General features: G+C 50.9%; 19 protein-coding genes. 16 read left to right on the top strand and 3 right to left on the bottom strand.

Annotation, left to right across the window (positions count from 1 at the left end; translation table 11 throughout):
- Positions 1-24: 24 nt before the first annotated feature.
- Entirely contained in the window at positions 25-1,671 is a 1,647-nt protein-coding gene (locus tag BW941_RS10035) for a methyl-accepting chemotaxis protein (protein ID WP_076515700.1), read from the bottom strand.
- 93 nt (positions 1,672-1,764) lie between these two features.
- Here BW941_RS10035 and BW941_RS10030 point away from each other — a divergent pair, with 93 nt between their 5' ends.
- The 7 genes from BW941_RS10030 (at position 1,765) to BW941_RS10000 (ending at position 8,479) form a co-directional block, all read left to right on the top strand.
- Entirely contained in the window at positions 1,765-2,136 is a 372-nt protein-coding gene (locus tag BW941_RS10030; RefSeq protein ID WP_076515698.1) for a gamma-butyrobetaine hydroxylase family protein, read from the top strand.
- A 102-nt stretch (positions 2,137-2,238) separates the two neighbouring features.
- Complete coding sequence (rnr, locus tag BW941_RS10025) at positions 2,239-4,797, top strand: ribonuclease R (protein WP_076515695.1); 2,559 nt, start codon at positions 2,239-2,241, stop codon at positions 4,795-4,797.
- On the top strand, positions 4,798-5,556 hold the full coding sequence (gene rlmB, locus BW941_RS10020) for a 23S rRNA (guanosine(2251)-2'-O)-methyltransferase RlmB (protein WP_076515693.1): 759 nt from the start codon (positions 4,798-4,800) through the stop codon (positions 5,554-5,556).
- Between the two features lie 17 nt (positions 5,557-5,573).
- Complete coding sequence (locus tag BW941_RS10015) at positions 5,574-6,683, top strand: mechanosensitive ion channel family protein (protein ID WP_245820083.1); 1,110 nt, start codon at positions 5,574-5,576, stop codon at positions 6,681-6,683.
- Between the two features lie 121 nt (positions 6,684-6,804).
- A complete protein-coding gene (gene ahpC / locus BW941_RS10010) occupies positions 6,805-7,362 on the top strand; it encodes an alkyl hydroperoxide reductase subunit C (RefSeq protein ID WP_068435382.1) in 558 nt (185 codons plus the stop codon).
- Between the two features lie 517 nt (positions 7,363-7,879).
- Complete coding sequence (locus BW941_RS10005; RefSeq protein WP_068434620.1) at positions 7,880-8,140, top strand: type II toxin-antitoxin system ParD family antitoxin; 261 nt, start codon at positions 7,880-7,882, stop codon at positions 8,138-8,140.
- Between the two features lie 39 nt (positions 8,141-8,179).
- The gene (locus BW941_RS10000) at positions 8,180-8,479 is read left to right on the top strand and encodes a type II toxin-antitoxin system RelE/ParE family toxin (RefSeq protein WP_076515691.1); all 300 of its coding nucleotides are present in this window, start codon (positions 8,180-8,182) and stop codon (positions 8,477-8,479) included.
- 34 nt (positions 8,480-8,513) lie between these two features.
- On the opposite strand, the gene BW941_RS09995 is transcribed toward BW941_RS10000, so the two are convergent.
- Complete coding sequence (locus tag BW941_RS09995; RefSeq protein WP_076515689.1) at positions 8,514-8,786, bottom strand: hypothetical protein; 273 nt, start codon at positions 8,784-8,786, stop codon at positions 8,514-8,516.
- 245 nt (positions 8,787-9,031) lie between these two features.
- On the opposite strand from BW941_RS09995, the gene ahpF reads away from it, so the two are divergent.
- The 7 genes from ahpF to BW941_RS09960 all read left to right on the top strand — a co-directional run bounded on the left by ahpF (position 9,032) and on the right by BW941_RS09960 (position 15,189).
- Positions 9,032-10,585, top strand: a complete 1,554-nt coding sequence (gene ahpF / locus BW941_RS09990; RefSeq protein WP_076515687.1) for an alkyl hydroperoxide reductase subunit F — start codon at positions 9,032-9,034, stop codon at positions 10,583-10,585.
- A gap of 221 nt (positions 10,586-10,806) precedes the next feature.
- Entirely contained in the window at positions 10,807-11,316 is a 510-nt protein-coding gene (locus BW941_RS09985; RefSeq protein WP_068434630.1) for a porin family protein, read from the top strand.
- 3 nt (positions 11,317-11,319) lie between these two features.
- A complete protein-coding gene (locus BW941_RS18090) occupies positions 11,320-11,589 on the top strand; it encodes a cysteine-rich CWC family protein (protein ID WP_366370734.1) in 270 nt (89 codons plus the stop codon).
- Positions 11,590-11,792: 203 nt separating this feature from the next.
- A complete protein-coding gene (locus BW941_RS09975; protein WP_076515685.1) occupies positions 11,793-12,788 on the top strand; it encodes an L-histidine N(alpha)-methyltransferase in 996 nt (331 codons plus the stop codon).
- The gene (gene egtB / locus BW941_RS09970) at positions 12,788-13,957 is read left to right on the top strand and encodes an ergothioneine biosynthesis protein EgtB (RefSeq protein WP_076515682.1); all 1,170 of its coding nucleotides are present in this window, start codon (positions 12,788-12,790) and stop codon (positions 13,955-13,957) included. Before BW941_RS09975 ends, egtB begins: the two co-directional genes overlap by 1 nt.
- Positions 13,958-14,037: 80 nt before the next feature.
- A complete protein-coding gene (gene efpL / locus BW941_RS09965; RefSeq protein ID WP_068434639.1) occupies positions 14,038-14,607 on the top strand; it encodes an elongation factor P-like protein EfpL in 570 nt (189 codons plus the stop codon).
- Between the two features lie 66 nt (positions 14,608-14,673).
- Positions 14,674-15,189, top strand: coding sequence for an AhpC/TSA family protein (locus tag BW941_RS09960; protein WP_076515679.1), 516 nt, complete (start codon positions 14,674-14,676; stop codon positions 15,187-15,189).
- Here BW941_RS09960 and BW941_RS09955 read toward each other — a convergent pair.
- Positions 15,186-16,154: a LysR family transcriptional regulator gene (locus BW941_RS09955; protein WP_076515676.1), complete on the bottom strand. Its 969-nt coding sequence runs from the start codon at positions 16,152-16,154 to the stop codon at positions 15,186-15,188. The two genes, BW941_RS09960 and BW941_RS09955, sit on opposite strands and share 4 nt — an antisense overlap.
- 169 nt (positions 16,155-16,323) lie before the next feature.
- Between BW941_RS09955 and BW941_RS09950 the strand changes: the two genes are divergently transcribed.
- Both BW941_RS09950 and BW941_RS09945 read left to right on the top strand, forming a co-directional pair.
- Positions 16,324-16,989, top strand: a complete 666-nt coding sequence (locus tag BW941_RS09950; protein ID WP_068434646.1) for a carbonic anhydrase — start codon at positions 16,324-16,326, stop codon at positions 16,987-16,989.
- A 369-nt stretch (positions 16,990-17,358) separates the two neighbouring features.
- Positions 17,359-18,225, top strand: coding sequence for a hypothetical protein (locus tag BW941_RS09945; protein ID WP_076515672.1), 867 nt, complete (start codon positions 17,359-17,361; stop codon positions 18,223-18,225).
- The last annotated feature ends 18 nt before the right edge of the window (positions 18,226-18,243 follow it).

Here is an 18,243-nt window from a genome sequence, read left to right as displayed (position 1 = left end):
TTTAAACGGGGGCTTTTTCGTTATCTATATTCTGAAACGAGCAATCTGCTCAGACAACCTGTCGCTGCATTCCGCGAGTCTTTTGCCCCTATCATCCGAGCGCGACATATTATTACTGATGTCATTGGATGAGCCAGCAATCCGGTTAATGCTTTGACTGATTTCGTTTGCAGCAACACTTTGTTGTTCTACTGCACTGGCCACGCTTAAGTTCATCTCTGTCAGAGTCACGACGGCATCACTGATGCGTGCAATAGCCTCGCTGGCTGATTGAGACATCTCGCTGGTTTCTTCAGAGTGGTTGGCGCTGTTTTCCATCGACTGAACGGTTGCTTCGGCTTGCTCCTGTAAGCGCGAAATCGTGCGATGAATTTCTTCAGTAGATTCCTGAGTGCGTGATGCCAGTGTTCGTACCTCATCAGCAACCACGGCGAAGCCTCGACCCTGCTCACCAGCCCGTGCAGCTTCGATGGCAGCATTCAGGGCCAGTAGGTTGGTTTGTTCTGCAATGCCACGAATGACTTCAAGTACAGTCCCGATGCTTTCTGTTTCAGAGCGAAGGCTTTGGATAGAGGCGCGTGACGCCTGAATCTGATCCGCCAGGTCGGCAATGTGCGCCTGCGTATTCTGCATGGTCGTTAAGCCAGCTTTCGAGTTACCTTCGACCACTTTCACCGCATCAGCAGCCTTGTCAGCGTTATCAGCAATTTCCTGAATGGTCTGACTCATCTCGGTTGCGCCTGTGGCGACGTGGTCGCTTTCCTGCATCTGTTCGTCGGTCAGTTTTCGTGTCTCTGAGCCCATTGCCGCGATCTCACGTCCCAGTGATGCGACTTCGTTGGTGGCATTCACACTTTCACGGATAATGTCGTGAATCTGACTGATAAACTGGTTGAACGACTGGCTCAGACGCGTAATTTCGTCATCGCCCGTAATAGGAATCCGTTGGGTAAGATCACCGTCTCCTTTGGCAATACTACTCATGGTGTGACGCAGTTGGGTGAGCGGCACTTCAATACTGTTACTGATCAGGCGAATAATGATGGCCATTAAGCCTGCAAAGATAAGAGTCATAACGGCGGCGGAAGCCGCTGACGCCCAGAACGCTCCTGCGATATCGCTCGGGTAGGTGCCAGAGCCGATGTACCAATTCCAGTGGTCAAACTTTCTGACATAGCTGACTTTTGTACTGGCGTCGTTCTCGCCCGGCCTGGGCCAACTGTATTCGACAGTTCCACCTTCAGATGATGCGTCTGCGACCTGAATCACTTCGCGGAATACCTTCTTACCGGCTTTGTCTTCGAAGTTTCCGACATTTGTCCCTTCGAGTGATTCGACGACCGGATTGAGCAGCATCACCGGGGTACGGTCGTGCACCCAGAAATAGACATCGCCATCGCGCAGAGAGCGCAGGGCATCTAAGGCAGCTTCTTTGGCTCCCTCTTCCGTCAATACGCCTTCCCGAACCATACGTTGATACCGTTCCAGCAGGCTATGGGCACTGTTCACGAGTGACTTAGCGGTGTTTTCTTTGGCGGTGTATTCGGCAGCGAACATAACGTCGTACTGACTGCTCAGTGCTTTTGCTTCGAGTAGTACGATACAGATCAGTGCAGCGGCCATTATCAGCCATAAGCGGGCGCGAATGGACAGGTTTCGCAGAAATGTCATGGCGTAGCATCTCCGGGATAGTAAACTTAGGGGGTGAAATGAGTATAGAAGTTGAAACCAGGTCTGCTGGTTAAATTGTAATTTGGAGTCTATGTGATCCCAGAAGCCATTAAAGTAAAGAAATCCAGCCGCTGCGTTGCACTGACTTACGCCGGAGTTGAGTATCAGCTCAGCTTTGAAATGTTGCGCGTGCTGTCACCGTCAGCCGAAGTGCGTGGGCATGGTGTCGGCAATGAAGTGCTGCAGTTTGGCAAGAAAGACGTGGGCTTGTTGAGCATGGAACCAGCGGGCAACTATGCACTCAAGCTGAATTTTGACGACGGGCATGACTCCGGGCTGTATGACTGGAAATATCTGCATCATCTTTGTCTCAATCAGGATGCGCTCTGGCAGGACTACCTTGACAGGCTGGAGGCCGCGGGTAAGAGCCGTGAATCTTCACAGATCAATTTCAAGGCGTTATGAACCCGGACGTAGCTTGTTGAGCCTTCTGTGCCTGCATGGGGCCTTTGAACACTGCGCCCGTGCTGTATACTGACCCAAACTTTTCCTTCCAGGAGTGATCGCTTGAGCGATACCAAGAAGACAAAAACCTTCAAAGACCCGAATGCTGCCGCTGAGGCTGAAAAATACGACAACCCGGTGGCGAGCCGCGATGCACTCTTGATGGTGCTCGAAGATGCGCCCAGCCCCCTGACACACCCTGAAGTCTGTGAAGTACTTGGGGAAACCGACGAGGACCGCGTTGAAGCAGTGCGTCGTCGTCTGATCGCCATGTGTCGGGATGGCCAGCTGATCAGCAATCGTCGTAATCAGTTTATGCCGATGAAAAAGGTCGACCTGGTACAGGGAACCGTCATGGGACATCGTGATGGTTTCGGTTTCGTACTACGCGACGAAGGTGATGATGTCTATCTGTCGAATCGACAGATGCGCAAGGTCTTTCATGGTGACAAGGTCGCTGTGCAGATACTGGGGCTGGATCGTCGTGGTCGCCCGGAAGGAAAGATCGTTGAGGTTTTACAGCGCAACACGCAACAGATCGTTGGGCGTTACTTCGAAGAGTCGGGCGTCGGCATTCTGCAACCCGACAACAAACGCATTCCGATGGAAGTTCTGATTCCGGCGGATGGCCGTAACGGCGCCGAGCACGGTCAGTTCGTTGTTGCGAATATTACCCGCCAGCCGTCGCCGAAAGGCCTGCCGGTGGGCGAGGTGATTGAGGTGCTGGGCGAACATCTGGCGCCGGGTATGGAAATCGACGTGGCGATCCGAAGCCACAATATTCCTCATGAATGGCCAGAGGAAGTCGAGGCTGAAACTAAGAAAATTCCGGATCAGGTAAAAGCAGCAGACAAGAAAAACCGCATCGATCTGCGTCATTTGCCATTCGTCACTATCGACGGTGAAGACGCCCGCGACTTCGACGATGCTGTGTACTGCGAGCGTAACAAGAACACTGGTGGCTGGCGCTTATGGGTGGCCATTGCCGATGTCTCGCATTATGTGAAGGTGAAATCCCCCCTCGATAATGAGGCGTATCAGCGCGCGACGTCGGTGTATTTTCCGGGCTTCGTTGTGCCTATGCTGCCAGAGAAACTGTCTAACGGTTTGTGCTCTCTGAACCCGCACGTTGACCGCCTGACCATGGTCTGTGAAATGACCATCTCCAAAGCCGGGCGTATTTCAGGCTACAAGTTCATGGAAGGGATTATTCACTCCCATGCCCGCCTGACGTACAACAAAGTCTGGGACATGATTAATCCGGACGCCGACAACGAGATTCAGGGCCAGTGGCGCGAACATTACGCCGACGTAGTGCCTCACGTTGATGAGCTGTATCGCTTATTTCATATTCTTCGCGAGCAGCGTGAAGTCCGTGGTGCGATGGACTTTGATTCGGTCGAAACCCGGATCGTGTTCGATGCTGAACGCAAAATTCAGGAAATCGTACCGACCGAACGCAACCATGCTCACATGCTGATTGAAGAGTGCATGCTGGCGGCGAACGTCTGTGCCGCTGATTTCTTCAGCCGTTATGAGATTCCGGCGCTGTACCGTGTACACAAAGGTCCGAGTGCTGAAAAGCTCGAAAACCTCGGCGCTTTCCTGGGTGAAATGGGCCTGACCATGCCGAACGGTAAAGACCCAGCGCCTAAGGATTACCAGACGCTACTCAGCCAGATTGAAAAGCGCCCGGATTCGCACTTGATACAGACGGTGCTACTGCGCTCACTTAGTCAGGCGAAGTACGAGCCTGAGAACGAGGGTCACTTTGGTCTGGCGTACAAAGCGTACACGCACTTCACGTCACCGATCCGTCGCTACCCGGACCTTCTGGTTCATCGCGGTATCCGCAGCGTGATCCGCAGTGAGCAGGAGTGTAAGCACGTACTTCGCGCAGAAGGCACGAAGAACATGGCCAAACGTACGATTTATCCATACGACCTGCAGGCCATGGTCAATATGGGCGAGCACTGCTCGATGGCCGAGCGCCGCGCAGACGATGCCACCCGAGATGTCACCGACTTCCTGAAGTGTGAATATATCCGCGACAAGGTGGGTGAAGATTTTGAAGGTGTAATTTCCGCCGTGACAGGGTTCGGCCTATTCGTTGAACTTAAAAATGTTTATGTCGAAGGTCTCGTTCATGTCAGCACACTGCAGAATGATTTCTATCAGTTCGATGCGGTTAAACATCGCCTTATCGGCGAGCGCACCCGTCGCAGCTTCCGTCTCGGTGACAATATCTGGGTGAAAGTGGTTGGCGTTGATCTGGATGATCGCAAGGTCGACTTCGAATTAACTACCGCACCTGTTAATGCCGGACGGAGCGCTGATAGCCTGGATATGCCGAAACCCGCTCGCTTACCGCGCAAGCGCCCTGCTGGTGGCAAGGCGGGCGAGAAAAAGGGCATGACCAAAGAAGAGCTGATGAATCCGGGTAAAAAGATAGCCGGTTCAGGTAAATCAGGCGGGCCGGGTTCGACCCGAGCCGACAGTAAAAAAACATCGAAGAAAAAGCCCAGTAAACGCCAGAAGCTGAACGCTAAGAAAAGTGCAGGAGCATCGGGCAAAGCTGCTTCTAAATCGACCGCTAAAAAGAATCCACGTAAGAAAAAATAAATGAAGCTTGAATCGGTTTACGGCATCCACGCCGTTACAACACTGCTGCAACGATCTCCTGATCAAGTGGTGGAAATCTGGGTTCAGAAAGGTCGGGTTGATGCAAAAATGCAGAAAATCCTCGATCTGGCAGAGGCCGAAGGCTTGTCCGTTATGGAAGCCGATAAAGGGTTGCTTAACCAGAAGGCGGAAGGCAACCATCAGGGCATTGTGGCACTGAGGAAACCCGTACAGGGGAAGTCAGAAAAACATTTGCCGGATATTCTCGATAACATCATTGGCGACCCGTTTGTCTTGATCCTTGATGGCGTGACAGACCCTCATAACCTGGGGGCGGTATTACGCACCGCCGATGCCGCGGGTGTTCATCTTGTGATAGCTCCGAAAGACAAGTCGGCACCGTTGACGGCAGTGGCTGCGAAAGTCGCTTGTGGCGCTGCAGAAGCGGTGCCGTATATTCAGGTAACGAACCTGGCGCGCACTATGAAAGACCTGCAGGAGCGTGGCATCTGGATTATTGGTACGGCGGGCGAAGCGACCACCACGATTTACCAGCAGGACTGCAAAGGCCCTCTGGCGCTGGTCATGGGCGCTGAAGGCCCGGGCATGCGTCGTCTGACGCGAGAGCATTGCGACCACCTTGTGAATATCCCCATGGCCGGTGAGGTCAGCTCACTGAATGTGTCGGTAGCAACAGGTGTCTGTCTGTTCGAAGCGGTGCGCCAGCGTGGCAGTGCCTTGGGTAATACGTCCGGATAAGTCAGGAAGACAAAGCAATGGAAATATACATGAGCTGGTGGAACGAACTGGCGAGCCAGGACTACGAGTGGTTCTGGAATGTCGGTATCGCCCTGACTCTGACAGTGATAGCAGGCCTGTTCTGGCGCATGTTGCGTAAGCGTCTGGTACAGCTTGTCGCCAGCACAGAGAACCACTGGGACGACGTGGTCATCAATGCGATTGCAGTGCCAGTCAACTGGATGATTGTCGCGGTTGGCTTGACCTGGGCCGGAGACATCACCGCCGCGTATTACGATAAAGAGGTGCAGGGCAGCATCTCGGTGGTACGCCAGTTATCGCTGATTATTCTTGCCGCCTGGGCCATGTGGCGCTTAATTAATCGCGTCGAAGAAAAACAACTCGAAGGTGGCATGGACCCGACGACGGTTCAGCTGGTCGGAAAACTGGCCAAGCTCGCCGTGACCATCCTCATCATACTGCCGGTATTTCAGTTGCTGGGGATTTCAATCTCCGGGATTCTCGCCTTCGGTGGTATGGGCGGCCTGATTGTTGGTCTGGCAGCGAAAGATTTGCTGGCGAACTTCTTCGGCTCGCTGATTATCTATCTCGATAAGCCATTCAAGGTAGGTGACTGGATACGTTCACCGGATCGTTCCATTGAAGGTACGGTCGAGAGCATTGGCTTTCGCGTCACGCGGATTCGTACCTTCGATAAGCGACCGCTATACGTACCTAACTCTGTATTTACCAGTATCTCAGTAGAGAACCCGTCGCGGATGCTGAATCGTCGCATCTATGAAACCATTGGTGTGCGCTATCAGGATGCGCAAGTCGTACGGGGCATCATGGAAAAAGTACGCGACATGCTGCGCCAGCATGATGAGATCGACCAAGATCAGACCATGATTGTAAATTTTAATGCGTTTGGTGCGTCGAGCCTTGATTTCTTTATTTACACCTTCACTAAGACTACTGACTGGGTGCATTACCATGAGGTGAAGCAAGACGTACTGCTCAAAATAATGGATATCATCCATGAGAGTGGTGCTGACTGTGCCTTCCCGACAAGGACATTGCACCTCGAAAGCATGCCTGCGGAACTCTCACGCAGAGAGACTGCCGCACAGGGTGTCACACAAGGGTAATCCTGTGTTGGTAGCTTGATAGGCTATTGCTATCAGATGGTTTGAAAAGATCAATTTAACGTATAAGCTCCATGCTTCTAGTATGGAGCTCGTTCAAACATAAACCTAATGGAGAAACACCATGATCGATACAGAAATTAAGCCATTTAGCGCAACGGCATTCAAAGATGGCGAATTCGTTGACGTAACTGACGCTGACGTAAAAGGTAAGTGGGCTATCTTCTTCTTCTACCCAGCTGACTTCACTTTCGTTTGCCCAACTGAACTGGGTGATGTGGCTGACAAATACGAAGAATTGCAGAAGCTGGGCGTAGAGGTGTTCTCTGTTTCTACCGATACTCACTTCGTACACAAAGCATGGCACGATGCTTCTGAAACCATCGGTAAGATCAAGTACTACATGCTGGGCGACCAGAACGGCACTATCACCAACAACTTCGGTGTAATGCGTCCAGGCCAGGGTCTGGCAGACCGTGCTACTTTCCTGATCGATCCAGACGGTGTAATCCAGGCAATGGAAATCACTGCTGAAGGTATCGGCCGTGACGCTGACGATCTGATGCGTAAAGTGAAAGCAGCTCAGTACGTTCGCAACAACCCAGGTCAGGTTTGCCCTGCTAAGTGGAAAGAAGGCGACGAGACTCTGGCTCCTTCACTGGATCTGGTTGGCAAGATCTAATTCTGGCCTCGCTGAGACGCGATCTGCGGTGTTATTTTTTCGCTCGTCCCTGCGCCTACCAATCTGGTATGTCTTGGGTACTCGCTCAAAAATGCCTTGCAGCTCATCGCCTCAGCTGTGCCAGATGATCTGAGTTAGCGCCTTGTCGCTAACGCTCAGATGTGTGATGAAAACCCTGGCTTCTGCTGGGGTTTTTCTTTTTGGGTACTCGCTCAAGGATGCCTTGCAGCTTATCGCCTCAGCTGTGCCAGATGATCTGAGCTAGCGGCGTTATCGCTAACGCTCAGACTGAACTAGCTGAGTTGCCTGCGCGGTGTTAAAAGTTGGTTTCGGAATGCTCATTTAGGTGAACTAAACTCCGCTTCCTCAACCAACTTTTGCCTTGCGCAGCCTGCCTCGCAAACGCTCAGATAAAAGACTGAAACCCTGGCTTAGCCGGGGTTTTTCGTTTCGGTTTTTGACATTGCGGATGATGAGTACCAATATATACCAATAATTGGTATTGAGGGGCGAGGTTATGGCTAAGAACACCAGCGTTACGCTTGGCGATCACTTTGATGGTTTTGTTGCTGAGCAGGTACAGAGCGGCCGTTATGGCTCGGTCAGTGAGGTTATTCGTGCCGGTTTGCGCAAGCTCGAGGATGATGAGCAGGCATTAGCGATGCTGCGCAGCGAGATAGCGAAAGGTCTGAACTCGTTAGAAGATAATGGCAGTAAGCCACTGGATATGAATTCGGTGAAGGCTCGGGGAAGAGCAATGCTGAAGAAAGATAGTTAGTATCTGATTGCAGTTAAGCCAAACGATAGGGAATGTCCGATGCTTAATATTGAAGTTTCTCCTGAGGCTGAAAACGATCTGTTGTCGGTCTGGCTGTATATCGCAGAAGATCAGCTAGCTAATGCTGATCGCTTTCTGGATAAGTTATTGAAGGTTATTGAACGGCTCGCTGAGTTTCCTTTGATGGGGATTGTGCGGGAAGAGTTGGCGTACGGGCTCCGTAGCTTCAGTGTTGACCGCTATGTTCTGTATTACCTGGTGTCTGACGAGTCGCTGACGATCGTCAGGGTCTTGGCTGCGGATATGGATACTCGTCAGCAGTTTGATGCAACATCCTAGGGCGGTGACTTCAGTCTCTAACTTTAATTGAATGCTATTGGGAGTTTGACTCCCGTTGCTTGTTTACCGCTTTGAATTTTACTTTTCCTTTTGGTGTCGACACCATTGCGATTAACGCAATGGTAATCAGCGCCGCAGTCGCTTTGGTACCAGTGTCGAACCCCAAGTGATAACAGAGTCCGACCCAGAACATGCCCGTTGCTCCCAGGCCAAACCAAACGATAAACCTGAGGGATCGCTGCTTTCCCAACACCCCGGTTTCTTGAATAGGCTGGTTAAGCTTCTTTCTCAAACGACCATTCTTCACAGTCACTCCTTAACTTCTCTGGTCTTGAGCGGGATCATCACCTTGTGCTCCCGTCATGCTAGCTTAAATCGCACTATAGGTTATAACTATGGTCGGGCTTTAGATAATACCTATCACCCTCTTAGAAAAGATTGATTTATCTTATCAATACTGAGGCGCTACTATAATCCTGTACTTTGAATTAAGGCGCTTCCGGCACCATACAAGTAGCAGCCAGAAGCCGAATCTACATAAAGGAAACCATCATGCTTGATGCAAACATGAAACAACAGCTGGGCGCATACCTTGATAACCTGCGTAACCCGATTTCACTGCTGGTCGCTGTGGATGGTTCGCCTAAGTCGAATGAACTGGAAGAGCTGGCGCGTGAAATCGCAGAGCTGAACGATAAGATTTCTGTCAGCACGACTGAAGACAAAATTAATGGTCGTGCACCGGTGATGGCGATTGCGAAAGAAGACAACGCTCCGCGTGTATTCTTCGCGGGTATTCCTCTGGGCCATGAGTTTACGTCTCTGGTTCTTGCACTGCTGCAGGCAGGTAGCCACCCATCGAAGGAAGACCAGGCATTACAGGATCAGGCGAAGGCACTGACTAAAGAGCTGAACTTTGAAGTGTACGTGTCGCTTTCGTGCCACAACTGCCCGGATGTCGTTCAGTCGATTAACCTGATGGCGGCTCTGAATCCGAACATTACCGCAACCATGATTGATGGCGGTGTATTCCAGGAAGAAGTGACCAGTAAAGACATCATGGCGGTGCCTGCGCTGTACCTGAATGGTGAGCCACTGGCGAACGGTAAGCAGACTCTGGCAGACATCATTAACCTGGTTGATGACGATGCCGACGAGAAAGCCGCCGCTGCACTGAAAGACAAAGATCCCTTCGACGTTCTCGTTGTCGGTGGTGGCCCTGCAGGCGCGTCTGCAGCGATTTATGCGGCTCGTAAGGGTATCCGTACCGGTGTCGTTGCAGACCGCTTTGGTGGGCAGGTCGCAGACACTGTGGGAATTGAGAACTTCATCTCTGTACCTTACACCGAAGGTCCGAAGTTGGTGGCGCACCTCGAAGAGCATGTCAAAGAATATGACGTTGATGTGATGAAGGCCCAGAAAGCCGTTGGTGTTCGTAAAACAGACAGCGGCCTGACCGAAGTTGAGCTGTCGAATGGCGCTGTGCTCAGTGGCAAGTCAGTGATTCTGGCTACAGGAGCTCGCTGGAGAGAGATGAACGTTCCGGGTGAGCAGGAATACCGTAATAAAGGTGTGGCGTACTGCCCACACTGTGACGGTCCTCTGTTCAAAGGCAAAAAAGTGGCTGTGATTGGTGGTGGTAATTCAGGTATTGAAGCTGCAATTGATCTCGCAGGTATCGTTGAGCATGTAACTGTACTTGAGTTTTCAGACACACTGCGTGCAGACGCCGTACTGGTGAAGAAAGCAGAGTCTCTGCCGAATGTTGAAATCATCAAACAGGCAATGACCACAGAAGTACTGGGCGATGGTCAGCGTGTTACCGGTCTGCAGTATAAAGACCGCGAAACAGACGAAACTCATATCGTCGAGCTCGCTGGTATCTTCGTACAGATCGGTCTGGTGCCAAACACTGAGTTCCTTAAGGACACAGTGACACTGACTGAACGCGGCGAAGTGGTGATTGATGACCACGGACAAACCAGTATTCCGGGCATATTTGCCGCGGGTGACTGTACGAATGTACCGTACAAGCAGATCATCATCTCGATGGGGGCCGGTGCAACGGCCGCGCTTGGCGCATTCGATCACCTGATTCGTAACTGATTTTAATTAAAGCACCCTGGCCACCGTAAAGTGGCCTTCCTCTGAAAAAGAGGGAAAAAGCCGCAAGACATGAAGTCTTAGCGGCTTTTTTTATGCGTGCTGATTCAAGCTAAATGATTCAAGCAAAATATAGTTCCTTAAAATTCAAAAAATATAATTCGAACTATTTTCGATATGAGCTCTCCGATTACGTACTCGTTTTTTATTACGGAGATGTTTTTATGAAAATGGTCATGAACACACTGACAAAGAAAATGGCAATTCTTGGTATCGCTGGCGCCTGTGCCGCTCCGGTAATGGCGGATCGTGCAATGTATGCCGGTGGTGGTCTGGGAATGGCAGAGCTGGGAGACGACAATGACGTCACCATGCCATACGGTCGTTTTGGCATGTACATCAATGAGAACTTTTCCGGTGAAGTTCGTGCTGGTTTTGGCCTTGATGACGATGGCGTGGAGCTGGACAGCCTGCTGGGCGGTTATGTCCGTGGTGGTATTGCCTTATCTGACGTATTTTTTCCATACGCTATCGTCGGTCTGACCCGTGCGGATTACAGCTATGACAATGGCGCCTTCAGTGATTCTGACGATGAAATGGGCCTTTCTATGGGTATTGGCGCAGACTTCAACATCAATGAGCGATTAGAAATTAACGCCGAATATATGAACTACATCGACGACGATGATGTGGAACTGGATGCTCTTGGTGTTGGTCTGGCCGTGAACTTCTGAGGTATGCTCTGGGGTATGACTGAATCGCATACCTCTCATAATTCGCATGCCTCTTCACCTCGGCCTGAGCACAGCTGCCCGCTGTGCGGCGCTGACAACCACTGTCAGCCCGCCGCTGCGGGCTCTTTCGATACTCTATGCTGGTGTATGACTGAGACAATCAGTCAGCACGCTCTCGACCAGATCCCCGCTTCAAGCCGGAATAAAGCCTGTCTTTGTCCCTCCTGTGCCACTGATGGCAATCAAATCCAGCAAAAGTCCCGACATACGTAAAACTGTCATAGTTCACTGGTATCCCTGACCACTGGTGGAATAGCTGGTTTGGCGTATCAGGTTCGGCCAAATAGCTGCATTGTTCAGACCCTTGGCTTAGGGTGACATTAGCAGTACTGACGAAAGGGCCTTCGGGTTCTATAGAATAATGACAGTGGCAGCTGAGTTCTGTAGCGATGCCACTCTGAATAGGCAGGGATACTATGTCTGGTACACACTCAGTTCTGGCGCACGTGCAGGAAGCAGAAAACGCGCCGGTCAACACAACTTTTCTTAACGATGTTCTGCGTGGGCTTAGTCAGCCTCAGAAGTCACTGTCATCCAAATACTTCTACGATGAAGCCGGAGATCATTTGTTCCAGCGTATTATGCGTTGTGACGACTACTATCTGACCCGCTGTGAGATGGAAGTGTTTCGCGAGAAAGCGAACGAGCTGGTGTCCGAGCTGAATATCGACGGAGCTGAATTTGACCTTGTAGAACTTGGGGCCGGTGATGGAATAAAGACACGTCATCTGCTGCGGTACCTGTCAGAAGCGAATGCTGACTTCCGATATTTACCGGTCGATATTTCCGGTCACATTCTCGATGTGTTGTGTGCGGGTATTCAACAGAATATTTCAGATGTCGATATTCACTCGTTCGAAGGCGATTACTTTGCTGCGTTAGGGGAAATTGACCGGTTTTCTCAACGTCGAAAGGTTGTGCTGTTTCTCGGCTCGAACATCGGAAACATGCCCGTCGAGGACTGCCATACATTCTGCCTGCGTCTTGGTGAGCACATGCACCCGGGGGATTTATTAATTACAGGTTTTGATCTGAAAAAAGACCCCCGCACGATACTAAGAGCATACGACGACAGTGACGGGCTGACACGGGAATTCAATCTTAATTTACTCCGCCGGATTAATGGTGAATTAGGAGCCGACTTTCGGTTAGAAAACTTTGAACACTTCCAGACCTATAACCCTGTCAGTGGCGCATGCCAGAGCTATCTTATCAGTCAGAAAAACCAGACGGTGAGCATCGCAGGGCGCTCAATATCATTCGAGAAGCACGAGCCTGTATTTATGGAGGTCTCGCGCAAATTCAGTCTGACAGAGGTCGATGATCTGGCGGTGACAACCGGATTTTCACCAGTAAAACACTGCCTGGATAGCAAGGGATGGTTCGTTAACGCCGTCTGGATGAAGAACTGATGTCAGACCTGTTGAATCAATATCGCCTGGTCCGGGCTGCCTCTGAGTCGATATGTCGGAATCTCTCGGCTGAAGACTATGTTGTTCAGCCTGTTGTGGATGTGAGTCCGCCGAAATGGCATCTCGCTCATACCACCTGGTTCTTTGAGACCTTTATTCTTTCACCGCACTCTTCCGGCTATCAGGTATTTCATCCGGCGTGGGGATATCTGTTTAACAGTTATTACGAAACGGTTGGCGAGCGCGTGCCGAGAACAGACCGGGGAAACTTGAGCCGTCCAACGGTCGATGAAGTCTACGCGTACCGGAGTTACGTTGATGACGTCATGGCTCAGTTTCTGGAGCGTAATGATCTCTCTCCTGAGCTCGAAGCATTGGTGATACTGGGCCTGAATCACGAGCAACAGCATCAGGAACTGTTGATTACGGATATTAAATACATCCTTGGCCATAACCCCTTATACCCATCTCTGGAAGTATCTGAACTGCGATCGGCTCAGGCTGTCGCCTCCGAGTTAACAGAGCAATGGGCTGCCGTGGGAGGTGGTGTTTATTCGGTGGGCGTCCCGGCCAGTCATAAAGGGTTTTCGTTTGATAACGAACATGGAGCACACAAGCAGTACATCGAAGATTTTGAAATACGTCGCTCTTTAGTTACCAACCGTGAGTACCTGGCTTTTATAGAAGACGGTGGGTATCAACGCTTTGATCTATGGCATTCCGACGGATGGAGTTGGGTGCAGGAAACAAATGCAGAAGCGCCTCTGTACTGGCAGAAGCCTGAACAGGAATGGATAGTTTATGACTTCAATGGATTGCGTCCTGTTCAACCTGACCTGCCAGTGGCGCATGTGAACTTTTATGAGGCATCAGCGTTCGCAGCATGGAAAGGCTGCCGCTTACCAACCGAGTCTGAATGGGAAGTCGCTTCTCATAAGATTCAGTGGGGTGAGCGTTGGGAGTGGACTAACAGTGCCTACTTACCTTACCCGGGTTTCAGTACAGCCAGCGGCGCTGTTGGCGAGTATAACGGCAAGTTTATGGTGAACCAGATGGTGCTGCGCGGTGGTTCAGTCGCGACACCAGAAGGACACAGCCGGAAAACCTACCGTAACTTCTTCCAACCCTGGCTCAAATGGCAATATATGGGAATCCGTCTGGTGCGCTGAGCTGTGTTTGTCGCGCTTGCTTCTTTACCGGCTTGGTGTAATCTCACGCTTCGAAATTCGTTAACTAAGAGCTAGTTTTCATGCCTAAGGCCAGTGAAATTAAAAAGAATGCTGCGGTTGAGTACAACGGCAGCGTGTACTTCGTAAAAGACATCGAGCGTTCTGTGCCCCAAGGCCGTGCCGGTGGTTCTATCTACCGTATGCGTATGTACGATGTGGTGACTGGCGCTAAGCTGGATGAATCTTTCAAAGACAGCGATATGCTGAATCTGGCGGATCTGGTACGTCGCCCGGTGACTCTGTCGTACATTGATGGTGACGAGTACAACTTTATGGACTCTGAAGACTTCACCATGTACCCGCTGAACAAAGAGACCATCGCTGAAGAGTCGATGTTTATCAATGAAGAGACTCAAGGGCTGCAGGTGGTTGTTCTTAACGAGTCTGCGGTAGGTGTTGATCTGCCAACTATCGTTGAGCTGGTGATCGTTGAGACTGCGCCAGCAATGAAAGGTGCGTCTGCGACATCCCGTACTAAGCCTGCGACATTGAGCACAGGTTTGGTCGTGCAGGTGCCTGAGCATATTGCAGAGGGCGACCGTATTAAGGTGAATACCGATGAAAGCAAGTTCACAGGTCGTGCGAACTGATCTGAGTTTCTTTCATATTGAGCCCGGATTATCCGGGCTTTTTTGTATCTGAGACGTGGACATACTTTGGCTTCAATATTTCTTAAAAAGCCGCCAATGCAGGCGGTGCGTGATGACTTGCGTCTCGGTGACTTTTTAGACCTTCCACCTGAAATACGGTTTCCCGGACGGTCGTTACTTGTTTTTGTGCGGCATATCGGATGCCCTTTTGCTGAGCGGGATATCAAACGCGTGAGTGGCTGGGCGGCAGAGAACCCAGAGGTTCATGTGGTTGTCGTTACGCATGGCGATGAGGCGTTACGCGACGTTTGGCTGGAAGACATAGGCGGCGCCGAGGGGCTGACCTTCTATCATGATCCCGATCGTCGCCTTTATGGTCAGGCAGGCCTGGGTTTCAGTACTGCGTCTCACTTTATGGGGTTGCCCTCGCTATTGGGAGTCATGCACTTATGGCGAGAGGGCATCCGCAACCGGAGCGCATCAGGCACCCGCTGGCAGCGTGCGGGCGTCTTGCTACTGGAGGATGGCAAACTGATCTGGAGGCATATTCCTGAATCTGCCGAAGGCTTCCGATTGCCTTAGAAATCCTCGTGTGGAAAGTAGTGGCTCTGTTTATCGAACTGCCGGCTGAATTCTCCGGCGTTTTTCTGAATATACTCAACAAATGCCCGTGCTGCTGGCGTCAGACTTTTATTTGCGGGGTGCACAAGACACCAGCTTCGGCGCAGCGGAAAGTGCTCGATGGGCAGAATCTGTAAGGTACCCAACTCAAGCTCGGGCAATATACTCAGCTTAGGCAAAACCGCAACGCCAAGACCGGCAATGACGGCATGCTTAATCGCATCGTTTGAGCCCAGAATCATAGCCTCAGGTATCTTCAGTCGGGTTTCATGGCAGTGAACTTCAAGTGCGAGCCGGCTACCTGAGCCTGCTTCCCGCATAAGTAATCGGCTGTTGAGGAACTCTTCGGCACTGACGGTTGGTTGGCTGAGCAATGGGTGCTCTGCCGGTGCGACTGCTACCAGTTCGTTATCGAGGAAGGGGATCGAGATTAACCCTTTGCCATCTGGCACCATTCCCATAATGACAAGGTCGTCGACGTTATCACTTAAGCGCTCGATTGCTGTTGCTCTGTTAACCACCCGTACACTGATCCGCACGTCAGGGTTTTTATCGAGAAAGGGACGCATGAGGTATGGCACAACGTATTGCGCAGTATTTACTGCGGTAATGCGCAATTCGCCGGCGACCCGGCCTTCCAGAGCTGCAAGCTCTGTTTGCAGATCGAGGATCTCTGCGAAGATGCCTTTCACTGCATCGTACATACGCTCGCCAGCCGCTGTGGTGTAAAGCTTGCGGCCTATGTATTCGAACAGCGATGTGCCCAACGCTTGCTCAAGCTGTCGTACCTGACTGCTCACCGCCGGCTGGGTCAGACCGAGCAGGTCGCCTGCCTGGCTGTAACTGCGCAGTTCATAGACGGCTTTGTATACCTGGAGCTGGCGGAATGTCAGGCGACTGGCAAGTTTCTGGATGGTGAGCGGCATCAGGTTTCTCTATAAGATTCAGCTTATGGATGGTATTAAATATATCAGTTTTGATTTTGTTGTACGGACTTATAATGTTGCTCTGGCGACAGATGCAGCAGAGCAGCTTGTTTGGGCTATGTTGTGATGTGGCTAAATCATTTAGGCTACGCAACCCTGAAGAAGAGGAATGACAGTGAAAGACGTTATCAATGGTGTGCTCAACTTCCGTAAGAATGTTTATCCAGAGCGGAAAGACCTGTTTGGTACCCTCGCGGGTGGGCAAAGCCCCGAGTTCCTCTTCATCACTTGTTCGGACTCGCGTATTGATCCTAATCTGCTGACAGGGTCCGATCCGGGTGACCTGTTTATCTGTCGTAATGCCGGTAACATCATTCCTCCACACTCTAACGAAACGGGCGGTATGACGGCCTCTATCGAGTATGCAGTTGCTGTGTTGGGTGTACGCCATATTATTGTGTGTGGCCATACAGACTGTGGTGCGGTGAAAGGTGCTCTGGACATGGATGGCCTGAATGGTCTACCTCACGTTAAAGAGTGGTTGGGGCATTGTCGCTCGGCGATGGAGATTGTGCGCGAGCGAAACGGCATTGAAAGTGGCGCGTGTCTTGGCCATGAGCACTTGAATGAAGCCATTGAAGAGAACGTTCTTCAGCAGGTTCAGCATCTGCGTACACATCCCGTTGTCGCTGCCAAACTTGCCACAGGTAAGGTAGAGATTCACGGTTGGGTGTACAATATCGAGACTGGTGGCATCCGTTGTTCAGTAGAGACCGGTACTTCCTTCGAAAATTTCGAGTCTCGATACCAGAAAGAGATTGCTGAAATTAAGTGACTAAAGTCACTACATTATGTAACAAAACGGGCCATTGTTTCTGTGGCTCGTTTTACCCATTGGCTATGGCCTGAAAAGGCGTAAACTCCTCAGTCAGTTAATAGACAAATTTTAGTTTACTTAACGGTTGTTTATTTTCTTGTCATCACAGTGATGACGTCAGATGGTGGGGCACTGCCCCGATAATAAAAATAATAAGAACATAATTCACACTACGTCTGCGCGCCATTGATGGCGATTCCCGTGGTGGTGTTTCTGACTCTCTTATTATTTTTTGTCGCATTGGGACACCTCCCTTTTGCCACCTTTCTGACACTGCTTGAACAATAAAATAAATGAGCCCTATGAAAAGGGACAGGAGTTCTCACTATGTCAGCGAACAAAGCAGCGCAGAAGAAACTGCCTCCGATCAAAATGCGCTTCAAAAAGCGTGAAGACATTACTCTCGACGAGTGTCTGGGAATGTACGAACTGTTTAAGGTGTACTACCAGAACACGCCGTTTGAACAGTTCCTGGAAGACTTCTCGAATAAAACCGGTGCTCACATTGCTAAGCGCAAAACCGACGGCAAGGTCGTGGGTTTCTCGACGGGTGTTGCCCGCACCATTGAAGTCGACGGCAAGCCAGTCCGAATTCTCTTCAGCGGTGATACTGTGATGGCAAAAGAATACTGGGGGCATTCTGCATTCCCTCAGTCATTTTTCCGCTGGTTGCTTTCAGAGCGTCTCCGTCATCCGACTCTGCCGATGTACTGGTTCCTGATTTCTATGGGCTACCGTACCTACCTGATTCTGGCAAACAACTTCTACAAGTATTACCCGAACATTGACGGTGATGATCCGCACCTGAAGAATGTTGCTTTTACTGCTGCGGATAACATCTTCCCGGGCGCACTCAATCGTGAAACGGGCCTTCTGGACTTCGGTGAGGACGCCTGTACACTGTCAGACTTCGTAACACCGATCACTGACAAAGAGCGTGCTGTGCCTAAGATCGCTTTCTTTGAAAGCCGTAACCCAAGCTGGCATAAAGGCGATGAAATGGCCTGTGTTGGTTCTCTGGACTGGGGTTCGTTTGGTCGGGTTATTCTGGATGCGCGTCGCACCCTCTTTAAGAAGGGAACACGCAAGACCCAGAAACAGGCAAGTTCGGCTGTGGTTAACCACAAACCTGAGAACATTGAGGTGACCGTAGACGATATTTACAACAAAGAATCTGACAGTAAGACTGCCTGATAACGTTGTGAACTCCTG

The organism is Thalassolituus maritimus (genome assembly GCF_900156675.1).
Classification (GTDB): domain Bacteria; phylum Pseudomonadota; class Gammaproteobacteria; order Pseudomonadales; family Oceanobacteraceae; genus Thalassolituus; species Thalassolituus maritimus.
This window is presented reverse-complemented; position numbering and strand designations above follow the sequence as displayed.

What these genes read in the sequence shown, in the direction of transcription:
- BW941_RS10005 (WP_068434620.1), top strand. Translation starts at nt 7,880, where the DNA reads ATGGCTAAGAACACCAGCGTTACGCTTGGCGATCACTTTGATGGTTTT.
- BW941_RS09950 (WP_068434646.1), top strand. Translation starts at nt 16,324, where the DNA reads ATGACAGTGAAAGACGTTATCAATGGTGTGCTCAACTTCCGTAAGAAT.
- egtB (WP_076515682.1), top strand. Translation starts at nt 12,788, where the DNA reads ATGTCAGACCTGTTGAATCAATATCGCCTGGTCCGGGCTGCCTCTGAG.
- BW941_RS10000 (WP_076515691.1), top strand. Translation starts at nt 8,180, where the DNA reads ATGCTTAATATTGAAGTTTCTCCTGAGGCTGAAAACGATCTGTTGTCG.
- BW941_RS10015 (WP_245820083.1), top strand. Translation starts at nt 5,574, where the DNA reads ATGGAAATATACATGAGCTGGTGGAACGAACTGGCGAGCCAGGACTAC.
- rlmB (WP_076515693.1), top strand. Translation starts at nt 4,798, where the DNA reads ATGAAGCTTGAATCGGTTTACGGCATCCACGCCGTTACAACACTGCTG.
- ahpC (WP_068435382.1), top strand. Translation starts at nt 6,805, where the DNA reads ATGATCGATACAGAAATTAAGCCATTTAGCGCAACGGCATTCAAAGAT.
- efpL (WP_068434639.1), top strand. Translation starts at nt 14,038, where the DNA reads ATGCCTAAGGCCAGTGAAATTAAAAAGAATGCTGCGGTTGAGTACAAC.
- ahpF (WP_076515687.1), top strand. Translation starts at nt 9,032, where the DNA reads ATGCTTGATGCAAACATGAAACAACAGCTGGGCGCATACCTTGATAAC.
- BW941_RS10035 (WP_076515700.1), bottom strand. Translation starts at nt 1,671, where the DNA reads ATGACATTTCTGCGAAACCTGTCCATTCGCGCCCGCTTATGGCTGATA.
- BW941_RS09985 (WP_068434630.1), top strand. Translation starts at nt 10,807, where the DNA reads ATGAAAATGGTCATGAACACACTGACAAAGAAAATGGCAATTCTTGGT.
- BW941_RS18090 (WP_366370734.1), top strand. Translation starts at nt 11,320, where the DNA reads ATGCTCTGGGGTATGACTGAATCGCATACCTCTCATAATTCGCATGCC.
- BW941_RS09975 (WP_076515685.1), top strand. Translation starts at nt 11,793, where the DNA reads ATGTCTGGTACACACTCAGTTCTGGCGCACGTGCAGGAAGCAGAAAAC.
- BW941_RS09945 (WP_076515672.1), top strand. Translation starts at nt 17,359, where the DNA reads ATGTCAGCGAACAAAGCAGCGCAGAAGAAACTGCCTCCGATCAAAATG.
- BW941_RS09955 (WP_076515676.1), bottom strand. Translation starts at nt 16,154, where the DNA reads ATGCCGCTCACCATCCAGAAACTTGCCAGTCGCCTGACATTCCGCCAG.